The following is a 15,555-nucleotide window of genomic DNA, read 5'->3' as shown; positions in this document are numbered from 1 at the left end:
ATCGGCAAGGCCACGCGCTAGTGCGTGTAGCCCTTGTCGGTCAGCATGCGGATCACCTCGTCGGCCAGGTCGTCGGGCGAACGGACCGACGTGTCGAGCCGCAGCTCGGGGTTTTCCGGCGCCTCGTAGGGGCTGTCGATGCCGGTGAAGTTGGCGATCTGTCCGGCGCGGGCTTTCTTGTAGAGCCCCTTCGGATCGCGCGCCTCGGCCACCTCGATGGGCGTGTCGACGTGGATCTCGATGAACTCGCCGTCATCGACCAGCCCCCGGGCCAGCTCGCGCTCGGCGCGGAACGGCGAGATGAACGACACCAGCACGATCAGCCCGGCATCCACGAACAGCTTCGCCGTTTCCCCGACCCGTCGGATGTTCTCCACCCGGTCGGCCTCGGTGAAGCCGAGGTCGCGGTTGAGGCCGTGGCGGACGTTGTCGCCGTCCAGCAGGTAGGTGTGGCGTCCGCTGGCGGCGAGCTTCTTCTCCACCAGGTTGGCGATCGTCGACTTTCCGGCGCCCGAAAGCCCGGTGAACCAGAGGATCGCCGGCTTCTGGCCCTTCAGCGCGGCGCGCGCCGGCTTGTCCACGTCCAGCGCCTGCAGGTGCACGTTCGAGGCGCGCCGGAGGCCGAACTGGATCATGCCCGCACCGACCGTCCGGTTCGTCAGCCGGTCGATGAGGATGAAGCCGCCCGTCTCGTGGTTGTCGGCGTAGGCGTCGAACGCGATCGGCTCGGAGAGGGCGAGGTTGACCACGCCCACTTCGTTCAGCGACAGCGTCTTCGCCGCCAGCTGCTCGAACGTGTTCACGTCGATCTTGTGCTTCAGCTCGGTCACGGTGGCGCTCACCGTCCGCGCGCCGCACTTCATCAGATAGGGCCGCCCCGGGATGAGCGGATGGTCCTCCTGCATCCAGATCAGCCGGGCGGCGAACTGGTCGGAGACCTCCGGCCGCTCGGCGGCCTTGGCGAGAACGTCGCCGCGCGAGATGTCGATCTCGTCGTCCAGCGTCAGCGTCACCGCCTGGCGCGCATAGGCGACGGGCAGGGGGCCGTCGTGGGTGATGATGGCCTTCACCTTCGAGGTGCGGCCGGAGCGCGCCACCACGATCTCGTCGCCGGGACGTATCGATCCCGAGGCAAGCGTGCCGGAGAAGCCGCGGAAGTCGAGGTTCGGGCGGTTGACCCACTGCACGGCCATCCGGAACGGGCGCGCCTCCAGGTCGTCGGTGACCTCGACGGTCTCCAGGTGCTCCTTCAGCGTCGGGCCGTCGTACCAGCCCATCCGGGCGGAGCGCTCCATGACGTTGTCGCCGAAGCGCGCCGAGATCGGGATCGCCTGCAGCGTCTCGAAGCCGAACCGATCGGCGAACGCCCGGTAGTCCGCCGCGAGCCGCTCGAAGGCCTCCCGCGAATGGTCCACCAGATCCATCTTGTTGACCGCCAGCACGACGTGGCGGATGCCCAGCAGGGACGCCAGGAACGAATGCCGCTTCGTCTGCGACAGGATCCCGTTGCGCGCATCGACCAGGATCACCGCCAGCTCGGCGTTTGAGGCGCCGGTCGCCATGTTGCGGGTGTACTGCTCGTGGCCGGGGGTGTCGGCGACGATGAACTTGCGGGCTTCGGTGGTGAAGAAGCGGTAGGCGACGTCGATGGTGATGCCCTGTTCCCGCTCCGCCTCCAGCCCGTCCACCAGCAGCGCGAAATCGATGTCGTCGCCCGCCGTGCCGTGCTTGCGGCTGTCGCGGGTGAGCGCCGCCAGCTGGTCCTCGAAGATCAGCTTGGAATCGTAGAGCAGCCGGCCGATCAGCGTCGACTTGCCGTCGTCGACCGAGCCGCAGGTGATGAACCGCAGCAGCCCCTTGGCGGACTGTTCGGCCAGATACTCGGCCGCGAAGGCGGCGGTGGCGGGGACGTTGTTCATCAGAAGTAGCCCTCGCGCTTCTTGCGCTCCATCGAGGCGGCCTCGTCGGCGTCGATCAGCCGTCCGGACCGCTCGGAGGTGCGGGCGATCAGCATCTCGCCGACGATCTCCTCCAGCGTGGCGGCCGGGCTCTCGATGGCGCCGGTCAGCGGGTAGCAGCCCAGGGTGCGGAAGCGGACGATGCGCTGGCGCGGCGTCTCGCCGGGATGCAGCGGCAGCCGGCCGTCGTCGACCATCACCAGCGTTCCGTCGCGCTCGACGATCGGTCGCTTCGCGGCGAAATAGAGCGGCACGATGGGGATCCGTTCGGCCAGGATATACTGCCAGATGTCGAGCTCGGTCCAGTTGGACAGGGGAAAGACCCGGATCGATTCGCCCTTGTTCACCCGCGTGTTGTAGAGGCTCCAGAGCTCCGGCCGCTGGTTCTTCGGGTCCCAGCCGTGGCTGGCGGTGCGGAACGAGAAGATGCGCTCCTTGGCGCGGCTCTTCTCCTCGTCGCGCCGCGCGCCGCCGAAGGCCGCGTCGAAGCCGTACTGGGTCAGCGCCTGCTTCAGCGCCTCGGTCTTCATCACGTGGGTGTAGTGCGACGATCCATGGTCGAACGGGTTGATGCCCTGCGCCTGCCCCTCCGGGTTGGTATGGACGATCAGGTCGAGCCCCAGCCGCTTCGCCGTCGCGTCGCGAAACGCGATCATCTCGCGGAACTTCCAGGTGGTGTCGACGTGGAGCAGCGGAAACGGCGGCCGGGACGGATAGAACGCCTTCATCGCCAGGTGCAGCATCACCGAGGAATCCTTGCCGATCGAATAGAGCATGACCGGATTGCGGAACTCCGCGGCCACCTCCCGCATTATCCGGATCGACTCCGCTTCGAGACGCTGAAGGTGGGAAAATCGCTCGGATGACATCGGTTGTGCGCTCTCGTCGACCGACGGCTCCGCCGCGGCGGCGGCCGCTGTGCGGAGTGTCGATCCAGTCCCGTGCAATCGAAGCGCCTGTGCTCCGACCGGTTCGTTCTCTCGAACCGCCGGCAAGACTATGGCACGAGTGGAGGGCATCCAAGAAAACCGCTGCCCCGGTCCGGCCCCGCCGTGAGAAAACAAATGCGGCATATGTCGTGCCGGCGAGGATGGCGAACCCGCCCGCCCCGGCGGGGCGTGTCGCGGAGAGAAGGGGCTTGCATGGCGTGTAGCAAGGAAACCGCCAGCGACTTCCTGGTCGAAATCGGCCGCGCGCTCGGCGGTGCCGCCATCTTCTCCATCCCCATCTTCATGACGATGGAGATGTGGGAGCTGGGCGCCACCATGGACCGCTACCGGCTGGCGCTGCTGGTCGGCATGCTGCTGCCGCTGCTGATGGGCATTTCCCGTTATATCGGGCTGGAGAAGACCCGGAGCTGGAGCCAGGACATCGCCGACAGCTTCCTGGCGATCGCCGTCGGCTTCGTCTGTTCCGGCGTCATCCTGCTGCTGCTCGGGGCCATCGGCCTCGGCATGGGGATCGACGAGATCGCCGGCCAGATCGGGCTGCAGACGGTGCCGGCCAGCATCGGCGCCATGCTGGCGCGCAGCCAGTTCGGCCAGAAGGACGAGGACGACGGGGAGCAGGAGGAGCGCCAGACCTCCTACGGGTCGGAAGTCTTCCTGATGGCGGCCGGCGCGCTGTTCCTGAGCTTCAGCGTGGCGCCGACCGAGGAGGTGGAGCTGATCGCCTCCCAGACCACCGTCTGGCATCTGGTCGTGCTGATGCTCCTGCTGCTCGTGGCCATGCACGCCTTCGTCTATTCGGTCCGCTTCCGCGGCCAGGAGGTCGGGCGCGTCGAGGGCGTCGGCTTCCTCAGCATCTTCCTGCGCTACACCCTCGTCGGCTACGCGGTGGCCTTTGCCATGAGCCTCTACGTCCTGTGGACGTTCGGCCAGATCGACGGCGAGGGGCTGCAGGCCGTCGTGGCCACCACCGTCGTGCTTTCCCTGCCGGCCGCCCTCGGCGCGGCCGCGGCGCGGCTGATCCTGTAAGAGAAGGGCCCGTGTGGGCGGTCCGCCCCGCACGGCAAGAAGACACAGACCCCAGGAGGCAAGGCAGCAGCCCATGGCGAACGAAAGCGGCAAGCGGTCGCGGTTTCACCCGGTCTACCCCACGCGGCTGCACTGGATCGCGGCGGGCTTCGGCGCGGTCATCTTCGTCGGCGTCATCGCGATCCTCGTCGGCTACGGGGTCAGCGAGGGCGGCACGCCGCCGGTGATCACCGTGCATGCCGCCCCTCCGATGCGAGTCGCCGAGGGCTATTCGGTCGTGGTCACCGTCGAGAACATCGGCGGATCCACCGCCGCCGACATCGAGATCGAGGGACGGGCCGGGGCCGCCGACACGGAATGGGCGGTCGCCCGCGCGCGGCTCGACTACCTGCCCCCGGGCTCCGACCGCGAGGCGACGCTGATCTTCACCCACAACCCGGACGCCGGCGACCTCCGCGTCCGGGTGCTCGGCTATCGCACGCCCTGACCGGCGCGCGGGTCGCCGGCTGCCGGCGGCCCCGGATCGGCGCGTTTGGCGGGAACGTTCGCCGGCTTCCGGAGTTGTGAAGCCGGTCCCGGGCGTTGCGTGGTCAGACCGATCTGGCGGAGCGGGAACGGGCCGGGAATTTCCATCTGAAGCCGTTCCCTCGATCGGGTGCCTTCCCCGATCGGACAGGCTCCTGCCATCGAGGCTCCGATGAAGTCGCGCATCGACACCACCCAGCTCGCGCCTCCCGCCCCGCACGCCTCCGCGAAGGCGGCCGAGCTGGTCTACATGAGCGACGACGTGCCGGGGATCGTGCGGCGCCGCGCGGGCCGCGGCTTCTCCTACCGGGACCCCAAGGGCGTGCTGGTGAAGGATCCGCTGACGCTGTCGCGGATCCGCGGCCTCGCGGTGCCGCCGGCCTATGTCGACGTGTGGATCTGTCCCCTCGACACCGGCCACATCCAGGCGACCGGCCGCGACGCGCGCGGGCGCAAGCAGTATCGCTACCATCCGCGCTGGACCGATGTCCGCGATCAGGCCAAGTACGACCGCCTGATCGCCTTCGCCAACGCGCTGCCGGACATCCGCGCCCGCGTCGAGACCGACATGCGCCGCCGCAACCTCGATCGGGCCAAGGTGCTCGGATCGATCGTCTGGCTGCTGGAACACACCTTCATCCGCATCGGCAACACCGCCTACGCCCGCGAGAACAAGAGCTTCGGGCTGACGACGCTGCGCTCGCGCCACCTGAAGCTCGAGCCGTCGGCGATGCGCCTGAAGTTCACCGGCAAGTCCGGCAAGGCGTGGAACCTGTCGCTCACCGACCGCCGGATCATGAAGGTGGTGCGTGCCTGCCACGAGCTGCCCGGCCAGCACCTCTTCCAGTATCGCGAGGACGGCGAGGTCCGTCCGGTCGCCTCCCACGACGTCAATGCCTACCTGCGCGAGATTTCCGGGGCCGAGTTCAGCTCCAAGCACTTCCGCACCTGGGCGGGCACGGTGCTGGCCGCCACGCTGCTGGCGGAGGCCGAGCCCCCGACCAGCAAGACCGACGCCGCCCGCAAGATGAACGCCGCCATCGACCAGGTCTCCCAGACGCTGGGCAACACGCGTGCCGTCTGCCGCAAGTGCTACGTCCATCCGAAGGTGTTCGAGCGCTTCGTCGACGGCACGCTCAAGGCGCGGCTGCGCGCCGCCCGCCGGATCGACCCGGACAGCGGTCTCGACGAGGACGAGCAGCGCGTTCTGTCGTGGCTCACCCGCGAGCGCCGGGACGGCAACGGCGTCTAGACGACGTTGGGATGGGGCAGGGGCGATGCGATCGCGAGGGTCACCAGCTTCCGGCTGTTCGGCAACGCGGCCGGTATCGGCGCGACTTGCAAACGGCAGGGAGAGACTTTTCGCGGCGCCGGGTTCACGACACACTCACGGAGGCGTGCTTTCGCACCCCCCGATCCGTGCAGATCGCCCTAGGATTGTAGGCGATCGACCCAATAGGCGGAGCGGAAATCGTGCGGCGGTTGGCCGATTTCGCAAGAGGAGGCTGGGAAATCTGAGCAATCCTCAATTGTATTTAAGTAATTCTATTTCTGAATCTGGTATATACATTCGTATGTGTCATTTTTTAAGTCAGTTAGCATATGTTAAGTGAGGTTCTTCGAATACACGTGTGAGATTTATTTCGAGATCGCGGAACCGCGACTTGTCGCGTGCGTTCATCCCCGAAGGTTTCTTGCCGTTGGGAGGTTTGCATGTCCGCAGGTCATCGCTCGCCCGTTCTCGCCCACCCCGCCGTCCCGCTGTCGGTCGATCCGGCAACCGCCCACATCGACGGTGATCTGGTGGCGCTGATCCCGGCTCTGCGGATGTTCGCGCGCACGTTCTGCAAGAACACGTTCGACGCCGACGATCTGGTGCAGGAGACGCTGACCAAGGCGATCGCCAACGCCACCAAGTTCCGCCCGGGCACCAACCTCAAGGCCTGGCTGTTCACCATCATGCGGAATTCGTTCTACACCTCGGCCAAGGTGCGGCGGCGCGAGCAGCCGGGCCAAGAGGACTGCGTCGCCGACGTTCTCTCCGTCGCCCAGTCCCAGGACTGGTCGGTGCGCGGCACCGAGATTCGCTCGTCGCTGGATGCCCTGCCGCCCGAGCAGCGCGAGGTGCTCGTCCTCGTCGGGATTCTCGGCGTCTCTTACGAGGAAGCCGCCGAGATGACCGGCTGCGCCATCGGCACCATCAAGAGCCGCCTCAACCGCGCCCGCCACCGCATGCTCGAGCTGCTGCACGCCGAGAACGTCGCCGAGCTCTTCGAGGGCCGGGTCCACTGATCCTCGGTTGCGCTCGCGCTGGCTTCGCCTCGCCGAGGGTGGCCGGACGCCGCGCTTCTCCGGTTCGGCCGTCTGTTTTCTGCCGCTCCGAAGCCTCCCGCCTTCCTTGATGTACTGATGTCCCTCCGCCCGGGCGTGCCCAGGCGGAGGTTTGTTGCGTGTGCGGATGGGCAGGGCTACGGCGCCGATCCGCGGGCTGCGAAGCTGCGAGGCGTCAGCATCCCGGCGAGTGGATGTTGCGGCCCTTCTGGATCTCGCCGTCGCGATACGGCCAGATCGTCGTCTTCACGCACTCCGCGCTCAACGACCAGCTGCTGACGAGTTCGCGGTTGCGCCCGTCCCAGGCGAGGCTGCCGGCCAGGCTCTCGTCGGTGGTCTGGCCCTCGACGACCGTCGGCAGCTCGGCGGGGGCCGCGGGCGCATCCTTCTCGGCCATGATCGCGATGGTGGGGGCGTTGTTGCCCGGCCGGCCGCACGGCAGCAGGTAGAGCGTGGTGTCGGCGTCGAGCGCGACCGACGCCGCGTCCGCCTCGCTGAACGAGGTGTCGTCGATCCGCCCGCACTGGTCGGCGGACGATTCCCACAGCTTGGCGACGTCAGCGGGCAGGGCGCCCGGTGCCGCGATCACGGTGGCGGCGGGCCCGTCGACCGGCGGGGTGTCGCCCGGTCGGGCGAGTGCTGTCGTCGTCCCGGTCCGGTTCTGCCGGTCGTCCAGCCACAGCGCCAGCGCGGTAAAGCCGCTGGCCGACACCGTCGCCGGCGTCTCTCCGCCGACGAGCTCCGCCGCGCTCGTCGCCTCCAGGGCTTTGGAAACCTCGGCCGTGAAGGGAACGGCGTGGACGCACGGGGTTGCCCCGACGCCCGCCAGCTTGCGGGCGAACGCCGCCAGCGGAGACGCGTCGGTGCCTGCGGCGAGGTCGGAGAGGCCGGGCGTCAGGCGGTCGGCGTCCGCGCTGCCGAGCACGGCTCGGCCGTCGATGGTCAGCGACCAGTCGGCGGGCGCGTCCTCGCCGATCGGCAACAGGCAGGCATAGGCGGCGTCCGCCGCGTTAGGGCCGCGGAAGATGGACAGCAGCCCGTCACCGGCCGCGGTGTAGATGGTGCACACGCCGGAGCTCAGGCAGTAGCCGCTCCAGTCCTTCGAGGTCTTGTAGAACGGCGGCGAATCCTCGGCCTCGGCCGGCATTCCGGTCAGGCTCATGGCGGCGGCAAATGCGATCGGCAGCGTCAGTCGCATCGGGTCCCTCCCGGTTCGGTGCCGCCAGCCCCCGCATCACTGATAGGCGCCTTCTGCGTGCGTCGCCAGCGGAACCGCTCTCATGGTGCAATGCAGCAAAATCATCGATAATCAGAAAGGCGTGGATCAAATCGCCGCAGACTTGCGCCGAGAACGCCTAGATTGCGCGGCTGAGTCTCGTCGCGAGCCATCCAGGATTATCGATTATTCGTTGACAGCCTCCGGACCCCTCTGCGATGGTCGGACACCGATGTAGTTCCAACGAAATGGATCCGCCGTGCAGCTCGAACAGCACAAAGACTACTACCGGGAAATGATCGGCCTCGTACCGCCGAAGGTCTCCAAGCGGCTCGACTTCGCCGCCTCGGTCGATCCGGAGGGCCTCGACCAGCTCGAGGCCATGCGCAAGAGTGTCTTCGAATCGAAGCATCTCGACGCCAAGCAGGTGCAGATCCTCGCCTACACGATCCTGCTGACGCAGACGTCGCCGGCCGCCGAGTTCCATGCGCGTGCGGCGATCAAGGCCGGCGCGACGAAGGAAGAACTCTTCGACGCCGCGAAGATCGCGTTCCTGTTCCGGGGCCTGTCCGCCATCAACCATGCCGGCGACGTGCTCGCGAAGATCTACGGACCCGACGAAGCCGACAAGGCCTGAAGCCCGGTCCACGGGTTCTTCAAAAACCAACGGAGGAATTTATGCTCAAGCGTTCACTCATCCTCGCGGCCGCGCTCGCGATGACCGCCGGTGCCGCCCATGCCGAATATCCGGACAAGGGCCTCACCTTCATCGTGCCGTTCCCGCCCGGCGGGGCCAGCAACTTCATCGGTCGCGCCATCGCCACCGAGATGGCGACCGATCTCGGCCAGGACATCACGGTGCTGAACAAGGCCGGTGCGGCCGGGACCGTCGGCGGGGCTGACATCGCGCGCGCCACGCCGGACGGCTACACCATCGGCATCCTCACCTCGACGCCGCTCCTGATGAAGCCGCACACCGCCGAGCTTCCCTACGACCTGTCGAGCTTCGACGTGGTCTGCCGCGCCTTCGACAATCCGCTGATCCTGACGGTCAGCGCCAAGTCGGACATCACCTCCTTCGAGGATCTGATGGCGAAGGCCAAGGAGCGTCCCGGCGCGGTGAAGTACTACACCGAGGGCCCGGGCTCGCTGCAGGACATCGCCATGAGCGATCTGGAGAGCAAGGCCGGCTACAAGGCCATCGGCGTGCCGATGAAGGGCCACCAGGCCGCCGTCCAGAACCTGCTTTCCGGTGTCATCGACGTCGCCCCGCTGACCGCCGAGGCGGTGCTCGGCAATCCCGATCTGCTGCGGCCGATCGCGATCATGTCGGAGGAGCGGGTGGAGTCCCCGGACGTGCCGACCATCGCCGAGCTCGGCTATCCGGACGTGGTCTACAGCCTGACCGGCGCCATCGTCACGCCGAAGGGTGTCGAACCGGCCGTCTACGACCGGCTCGTGAAGGCCTGCGGCGCCGCCCAGAAGTCGGCCGGCTTCACCGAGACGCTGACCAAGTTCTCCATGCCGAAGGTGTCGGAGACCGGTGAGAAGTCTGCCCAGTCGATCGAAAAGCAGTACAACACGATCGGCGCCTACATCCAGAAGAACGGCCTCGGCGCGAAGTAGCGCCGGCGCGGATCGGACCGACCCATGTCGAAGGAACTCAAGACCGTCTCGGCTGGCTTCGCCCTGCTCGTGTTCTGGGGCTTCCTCGCCGTGTACACCTCGCAGATGTCGCTGCCGGAGTTCGGCGGCGGCATCGCCTACGATCCGCTCTTCTTTCCGCAGATCCTGATCGGGGCGGGGGTGATCCTCGCCCTCGTCCTCATCCTTCAGGGCGGGCGGCCGCTGCTGGCCGGTCTCCGGTCCGGCTCCGACGACGAGCCGCAGAACGTCGGCCGCATCATCGCGGTCATGGCCATGGTCGGCTGCTACTTCGCCGCCATGCCGGTGCTCGGCTTCCCGATCTCCACCGCGGTCTTCCTGCTCGTCTTCATCCTGGCGCTCGGCTACCGCAATCCGATCGGGATCGCGGCAACCGTGGTGCTCGGGCCGCTGGTGATCTGGTACGTCTTCACCGCCGGCCTGGAAGCACCGCTGCCCGCATGGCCGTCGTTCTAGGGGAGGGCGCCTGTCTCCCGGGCGGTCGGGTTCGCCGCCGGGCAGATGCCGGCGGGGAAGCGCCGTTTCCGACGAGGCGGTCTCGCGCGATCGACACGAACCGGCTTTTGAATCAGACTCTTGGGCAGCGTTCTTCGCTCCGGTCGCTTCGATCTGAACGGGGCGTGCTCTAGCATCGCGGTCCAGCTGCGAACGGGCATTCCGCCCGGTCGGCACCTGGATCTTTCTCGCCCCGCGCGGCAGCCGATTTTTCCGGCGCGCCGCCCGGAGGGCTGTCAGGTCCCGCCCCGGACAGGGGTCGGTGACCGCGTCATTCAGGTCTTCCGATGGATATCCTGGTTTCCGCCGCGGACATGATCTTCACCCTGCCGACGGCGCTCGCCATTCTCGGCGGCACGCTGCTCGGCGTGGCGATCGGCGTCCTGCCGGGTCTCGGACCCGCCGTCGGCGTGTCGCTGGCGCTGCCGCTCACCCTCGGCCTCGACCAGGTGCCGGCCATCGCCATGCTGCTCGGCATCTACGCCGGCTCCATCTACGGCGGCTCGGTCACCGCGATCCTCATCAACACGCCGGGCACGCCGGCCTCCGCCGCCAGCTGTCTCGACGGCTACGCGATGACGCTCAAGGGCAAGGCGGGCAAGGCGCTCGGCATCGCCGCCGTCGCCTCGGTGTTCGGCGGGCTCTTCTCCGTCGCCATCCTGGCGCTGTTCGCGCCGCGCCTCGCCGCCTGGGCGCTCAACTTCGGCCCGGCCGAGATGCTGGCGCTGGCGCTGTTCGCGCTCACCTGCATTGCCGCCGTCTCCGAGGGCTCGATGGTGAAGGGCCTGATGGGCGGCGTCATCGGCCTGTTCATCTCGGTCATCGGCCAGGACACCTTCACCGGCCAGGTGCGCTACGATTTCGGCATCTTCGAGCTCTCCGCCGGCCTCTCGCTGGTGCCGGTGCTGGTCGGCCTGTTCGCCCTGTCGGAGGTGTTCACCCGGCTCGGCGGCGCCTACGGCCCCACCACCACGACCACGGCGGCCGGCTTCCAGATGCCGACGCTGCGCGAGTTCCGCACCCTCACGCCCACCTTTCTGAAGGGCGGCGTCATCGGCACCATCCTGGGCATCCTGCCCGGCATCGGGCCGACGGCGGCGTCGTTCGTCAGCTACGCCGAGGCGCGCCGCTCCTCCAAGGAGCCGGAGACTTTCGGCAAGGGCAACCCGCACGGGCTCGCGGCGAGCGAAAGCGCCAACAACGCCGTCACCGGCGCCGCCCTGGTGCCGACGCTGGCGCTCGGCGTGCCGGGCGATCCCATCACCGCCATCCTGCTCGGCGCGCTGGTCATCAAGGACATCGTGCCCGGGCCGCGGCTGTTCATCCAGCACGCCGACACGGTGGCAGCCCTCTACATCGTGCTCACCATCATCAACATCCTGCTGCTGCCGATCGCGGCCGGCTTCGGCGGCGTCTGGCGGCGCATCCTGGCGCTTCCCGAGGCGCTCTTGATGGCGATGGTGGTCGTGCTCGTCACCGTCGGCATCTACACCCTCAACAACTCCGTGCTCGACCTGGTGACGACGTTCGTCGCCGGCGTGGTCGGCTATCTGCTGCGCCGGGCCGGCTTCCCGTTGGCGCCGATCATCATCGGCTTCGTCCTCGGCGGCATGGTGGAGGAGAACCTCCGCATGGGCATGATCGTGTTCGAGGGCGACTGGACCAACTTCTTCACCCACCCGATCGCCGCCGTGCTGCTCGTGCTGTCGGTGGTGCTTTTGGCCCGGCCGCTCTATTCCGGGCTGTGGGGCCGTTACGTCACCGCCCGCAAGTCCCGCTGAAGGTCCCCTGACATGCGTCCCTGCCTCGCTCCCGATCCGAACCCGCATCCGCCGCGCATCGCCGCCCCCGCCGGCACCTGCGACACCCACTGCCACGTCATCGGGCCGCAGAGCCGCTACCCGTTCTCCGAGCCGCGCAGCTACACGCCGCCGGATTCGCCGGTCGAGGCCTACCGGCGCCTGCGCGAGACGCTGGGGATCGAGCGGTCGGTCATCGTCCAGCCCGGCGCCCACGGCTTCGACAACACCGTCACCACCGACGCGATCGCGGCGCTGGGCGACAGCGCGCGCGGCATCGCCGTGGTGCCGCCGGACATTTCCGACGAGGAGCTGGCGGACCTCGACGCCAGGGGCATCCGCGGCCTGCGCCTTTCCACGTTGCTGTCGGGCGGGGTGGGGACCGAGAACATCGAGCGCATGGCCGAGAAGGTCGCGCCGCTCGGCTGGCACATCCTGCTGCACCTGAAGAGCGCCGACGAGCTGCCGGACCTGATGCCGATGCTCCGCCATCTGCCGGTCGACGTGGTGCTCGATCACATGGCCCGGGTGACCGGCGTCGAGGGCGTCGACAGCGCGCCGTTCCGGGCGCTGCTGGAGCTGCTGACCAGGACCGACACCTGCTGGACCAAGGTCTGCAGCTGGTACCGGCTGTCGGGCGAGGCGGCGCCGTTCGACGACATGCGGGTAATGGCCGAGGCGGTGCTCGCCGCGCGGCCGGACCGCGTGCTGTGGGGCACCAACTGGCCGCACCCGCTGCTCTTCGACGGCCCGATGCCCAACGACGGCGACCTGATGGACCAGTTCATGGGCTGGGCCGGCACCGACGCCGTCCGCCAGGCCGTCCTGGTCGACAACCCGGCCCGCCTCTACGGGTTCTGACGAACACGGAGCCCGGTGCGGCGCGCGCCGCACCGCCATCGATCAGGTCTCGGGCAGGCGGCCCGACCGCTTGGCGGTGGCGTAGACCCGCTCGATGTGGCGCTCCAGCAGCAGCGCCGCCATCTCCGCGTCCTTGTCCAGCGTCGCTTCCAGGATGCGCTCGTGATCCCTCTGGATCTCCGGGTTGATGCGCCGGCCGTCGGAATAGAGGCGCCGATAGCGGTCGGCCTGGTCGAACAGGATGCCTTGGAAACGGATCAGCCACTCCGAGCCCGAGCCGGCGATGAGGGCGGCGTGGAACAGCCGGTGCTGGTTCTCCCAGGCGATGTAGGCGCCTTCCTCGCCCCGGCTGCGGCCGGCGTCGAGCTCCGTCATCTTGGCGTAGGCGTCGCGTAGCGCGCCGTCGAAGGCCTTGCCGCCGCGGGCGATCGACAGCCGCAGCGCCTGGGCCTCGATCAGCTTGCGCTGGTCGGTGATGTCGCGCAGCCGGGCCAGCGACATCGGCGGCACCCGGAAGCCGCGGTTGTCCTCGCCGATGACGAAGCCGTCGGCGGCCAGCCGCGCCAGCGCCTCGCGCAGCGGCGTCGGGCCGATCTCGTAGCGCTTCTGCAGGAACTGGATGGTGATGCGCTGGCCGGGCGCGAAGGCGTTCGACAGGATGTCCTGGCGCAGCCGCGCGTAGGCCTCGGCCGTCCGGGTCATCGGTGCCGGCTGGCCGGCGTCGTGGACCGGGAAGGGGGCTTGGGCGGTGTCGGCCAAGAGCTGTGGACCTTCTGCTGCGCGAGGGACGCCCTCAGGTCTAGAGCATTTCGAGGCAGGGTGGAATCGCCGGGCCGACGCGATCCGTCCTGCCCGCGTCAGCCGTTCACTTTTTGCGCGATTGCCTCTGGCCCGCGAAGGCCCCATGCCGCTATACCGAAGCCAGTGTCCCCGTAGCTCAGCAGGATAGAGCACAAGATTCCTAATCTTGGGGTCGCAGGTTCGAATCCTGCCGGGGACACCACGCTTTCTGCCCTCCCAAATTACGGCTCAGGCCTCCGGGGCCGGGTCCTCGCCGGCCACCACGAAGGTCGTGCAGCGGCTGCTCTTGGCCCGGTACATCGCCTCGTCGGCCCGCCCCAGCAGCGCGTCGCGGGTCAGGCCGTGGTCGGGATAGGCGGCCACCCCGATGCTGACGCCGACCCGTTTCCCCTGCCACGACAGCTCCCGGATCGCCGTCCCGAGGCGCCGCAGCATGCGCTCGGTGGCCTGGCGGTCGCGGGCGTCGGGAAACAGGACCACGAACTCGTCTCCGCCCATGCGCGCGGCGAGGGGAGCGGCCGCGCCGGCATCCTTGCCGCGCCGCGGTCCGTAGGGATCGTACGCGCGGATGTTGGCCTCGATGCTCTGGGCGATCTCGACGAGGGCCTCGTCGCCGACGTTGTGGCCGAGCTCGTCGTTGATCGCCTTGAACCCGTCGATGTCGAGGAACGCCAGCACGATGCGGGCGTCGCCGTCGCGGGCGCGGGCGATCTCGATGTCGAGGCGCTCCTCCAGCGACCGCCGGTTGGCGAGCCCGGTCAGGCTGTCGAACAGCGCCAGCCGCTCCAGCATGCTGCGGTAGTGCTTCGCCTCGGCCAGCGCGAAGGCGGCGCCCGTCGAGCCCAGGAAGCACAGCGCGACGACCAGCCCTCCGTAGAAGAGCACCGCGCCGGACGGCTCGCCGATCGCCTCGTCCAGGGTGGGCGCGTCGACGAAGGTGCCGACGTACCAGCGCTGCTGGCTGTCGGTTCGTCCGGCCGCGGCGCGCGGCGGGACGAACCCCTCGAAGTCCCGCACGCCGGTCATGATGTCGCTGACCGGATCGACGACGCTGTAGCTGAACAGGCCCTCGGACGTCAGGATCTGGCGCGATCCGCCCGCCTCGATCGCCTTCCAGGTGAGCGGCATCAGCACGGGCATCCGTTCGTCGCTCTCGTCCGGGAACATGAAGCCCCAGGTGGGCGGCGGGGTGCGCGAAACCAGCCAGAAGCCGTCCGAATTGAGCATCATCGCCGCGCCGGTCGAAAGGTCGGCGGCGCTTTCCACGGCGGTCAGCATCGACGTGGCGAGATAGTTGAGGATCAGGATGCCGACCCGCTCGCCGCCCGCCGTCTCGATCGGCGTCGAGATGCGGATCGTCGGCTTGAACGGGCGCGAGACGACGCCGTCCTCGACGTTGAGGTCGAGCGGCGAGACGTAGACGTCGTCGTACGGCAGCTTCATCGCCTCGCTGAAGTACGGCCGGTCGCTCTTGTCCTGAAGGCGGTCGGGCGCCACGCTGATCGGCGAGCCGCCGTTGTAGTTCACCCGGATCCCCTCCATCCCCGAGGGCCGGATGATGCGGATCTGGTCGTAGATCCCGCGCGAGCGCGAGAAGTTCTTCAGCTCCGTCTGGGTGATGCGGTCGATGTTCTCAGGGGTCTGGCCCGGCGTGTTCAGCAGATACTCGTACTCGGCGCGCAGGAACATGAGGTCCGAGCGGACGAGGGCGAGCCGCTCCCTGATCGCGCCGAGCTGCGCGAAGACGATGCCCTGCTCCTCCGCCTTCAGCTCGTAGAGGCGGCGGCTTTCTTCCTGGTTCTTGACCGCGTAGAGGCCGGATGCTGTCACCACCAGCGACCCCAGGAAGAAGATGCCGAACCACTTCAGCACCGACCGGCGAAACGCCGCGTCGGCGCCCTTGCGCGCGAACATCCCCCTCCGCGGGC

The 15,555-nt window shown here is 68.4% G+C and carries 14 protein-coding genes and 1 tRNA gene; 10 read left to right on the top strand and 5 right to left on the bottom strand.

Annotation, left to right across the window (positions count from 1 at the left end; translation table 11 throughout):
* Positions 1-17: 17 nt before the first annotated feature.
* Positions 18-1,919, bottom strand: coding sequence for a sulfate adenylyltransferase subunit CysN (gene cysN, locus AB7M35_RS04655; protein ID WP_453957654.1), 1,902 nt, complete (start codon positions 1,917-1,919; stop codon positions 18-20).
* A complete protein-coding gene (gene cysD / locus AB7M35_RS04650) occupies positions 1,919-2,827 on the bottom strand; it encodes a sulfate adenylyltransferase subunit CysD (RefSeq protein ID WP_453957653.1) in 909 nt (302 codons plus the stop codon). Before cysD ends, cysN begins: the two co-directional genes overlap by 1 nt.
* A 273-nt stretch (positions 2,828-3,100) precedes the next feature.
* Here cysD and AB7M35_RS04645 point away from each other — a divergent pair, with 273 nt between their 5' ends.
* From AB7M35_RS04645 to AB7M35_RS04630, 4 genes are all read left to right on the top strand, one after another.
* Positions 3,101-3,934 carry a TIGR02587 family membrane protein gene (locus tag AB7M35_RS04645; RefSeq protein WP_453957651.1) on the top strand — a complete coding sequence of 278 codons (834 nt, stop codon included), beginning with the start codon at positions 3,101-3,103 and terminating at the stop codon, positions 3,932-3,934.
* Between the two features lie 73 nt (positions 3,935-4,007).
* Positions 4,008-4,421 (top strand): hypothetical protein, encoded by a 414-nt coding sequence (locus AB7M35_RS04640; protein WP_453957650.1) that lies wholly within the window; start codon positions 4,008-4,010, stop codon positions 4,419-4,421.
* Positions 4,422-4,631: 210 nt separating this feature from the next.
* A complete protein-coding gene (locus tag AB7M35_RS04635) occupies positions 4,632-5,711 on the top strand; it encodes a DNA topoisomerase IB (RefSeq protein WP_453957649.1) in 1,080 nt (359 codons plus the stop codon).
* Between the two features lie 461 nt (positions 5,712-6,172).
* Positions 6,173-6,751, top strand: a complete 579-nt coding sequence (locus tag AB7M35_RS04630; protein WP_453957647.1) for a sigma-70 family RNA polymerase sigma factor — start codon at positions 6,173-6,175, stop codon at positions 6,749-6,751.
* A 214-nt stretch (positions 6,752-6,965) separates the two neighbouring features.
* Here AB7M35_RS04630 and AB7M35_RS04625 read toward each other — a convergent pair whose 3' ends face one another.
* Complete coding sequence (locus AB7M35_RS04625) at positions 6,966-7,988, bottom strand: DUF1176 domain-containing protein (RefSeq protein WP_453957645.1); 1,023 nt, start codon at positions 7,986-7,988, stop codon at positions 6,966-6,968.
* A 277-nt stretch (positions 7,989-8,265) separates the two neighbouring features.
* Between AB7M35_RS04625 and AB7M35_RS04620 the strand changes: the two genes are divergently transcribed.
* The 5 genes from AB7M35_RS04620 (at position 8,266) to AB7M35_RS04600 (ending at position 12,826) form a co-directional block, all read left to right on the top strand.
* Positions 8,266-8,643, top strand: coding sequence for a carboxymuconolactone decarboxylase family protein (locus AB7M35_RS04620; protein ID WP_453957643.1), 378 nt, complete (start codon positions 8,266-8,268; stop codon positions 8,641-8,643).
* Between the two features lie 41 nt (positions 8,644-8,684).
* Positions 8,685-9,632 carry a tripartite tricarboxylate transporter substrate binding protein gene (locus AB7M35_RS04615; RefSeq protein ID WP_453957641.1) on the top strand — a complete coding sequence of 316 codons (948 nt, stop codon included), beginning with the start codon at positions 8,685-8,687 and terminating at the stop codon, positions 9,630-9,632.
* 24 nt (positions 9,633-9,656) lie between these two features.
* Complete coding sequence (locus AB7M35_RS04610) at positions 9,657-10,127, top strand: tripartite tricarboxylate transporter TctB family protein (RefSeq protein WP_453957640.1); 471 nt, start codon at positions 9,657-9,659, stop codon at positions 10,125-10,127.
* 326 nt (positions 10,128-10,453) lie between these two features.
* Positions 10,454-11,947 (top strand): tripartite tricarboxylate transporter permease, encoded by a 1,494-nt coding sequence (locus tag AB7M35_RS04605; RefSeq protein WP_453957638.1) that lies wholly within the window; start codon positions 10,454-10,456, stop codon positions 11,945-11,947.
* 12 nt (positions 11,948-11,959) lie between these two features.
* Complete coding sequence (locus tag AB7M35_RS04600; protein ID WP_453957636.1) at positions 11,960-12,826, top strand: amidohydrolase family protein; 867 nt, start codon at positions 11,960-11,962, stop codon at positions 12,824-12,826.
* Between the two features lie 42 nt (positions 12,827-12,868).
* Here AB7M35_RS04600 and AB7M35_RS04595 read toward each other — a convergent pair whose 3' ends face one another.
* On the bottom strand, positions 12,869-13,585 hold the full coding sequence (locus AB7M35_RS04595; protein ID WP_453957635.1) for a GntR family transcriptional regulator: 717 nt from the start codon (positions 13,583-13,585) through the stop codon (positions 12,869-12,871).
* Positions 13,586-13,752: 167 nt separating this feature from the next.
* Here AB7M35_RS04595 and AB7M35_RS04590 point away from each other — a divergent pair.
* Positions 13,753-13,829 (top strand) — tRNA-Arg (locus AB7M35_RS04590).
* A 26-nt stretch (positions 13,830-13,855) separates the two neighbouring features.
* Here AB7M35_RS04590 and AB7M35_RS04585 read toward each other — a convergent pair.
* Entirely contained in the window at positions 13,856-15,541 is a 1,686-nt protein-coding gene (locus AB7M35_RS04585) for a sensor domain-containing diguanylate cyclase (RefSeq protein ID WP_453957634.1), read from the bottom strand.
* Positions 15,542-15,555 lie beyond the last annotated feature (14 nt).

The sequence above is a fragment of the Amorphus suaedae genome (genome assembly GCF_053629675.1).
Note: the sequence above shows the minus strand (reverse complement) of the source record. Positions and strands in the feature narration are given on the sequence as shown.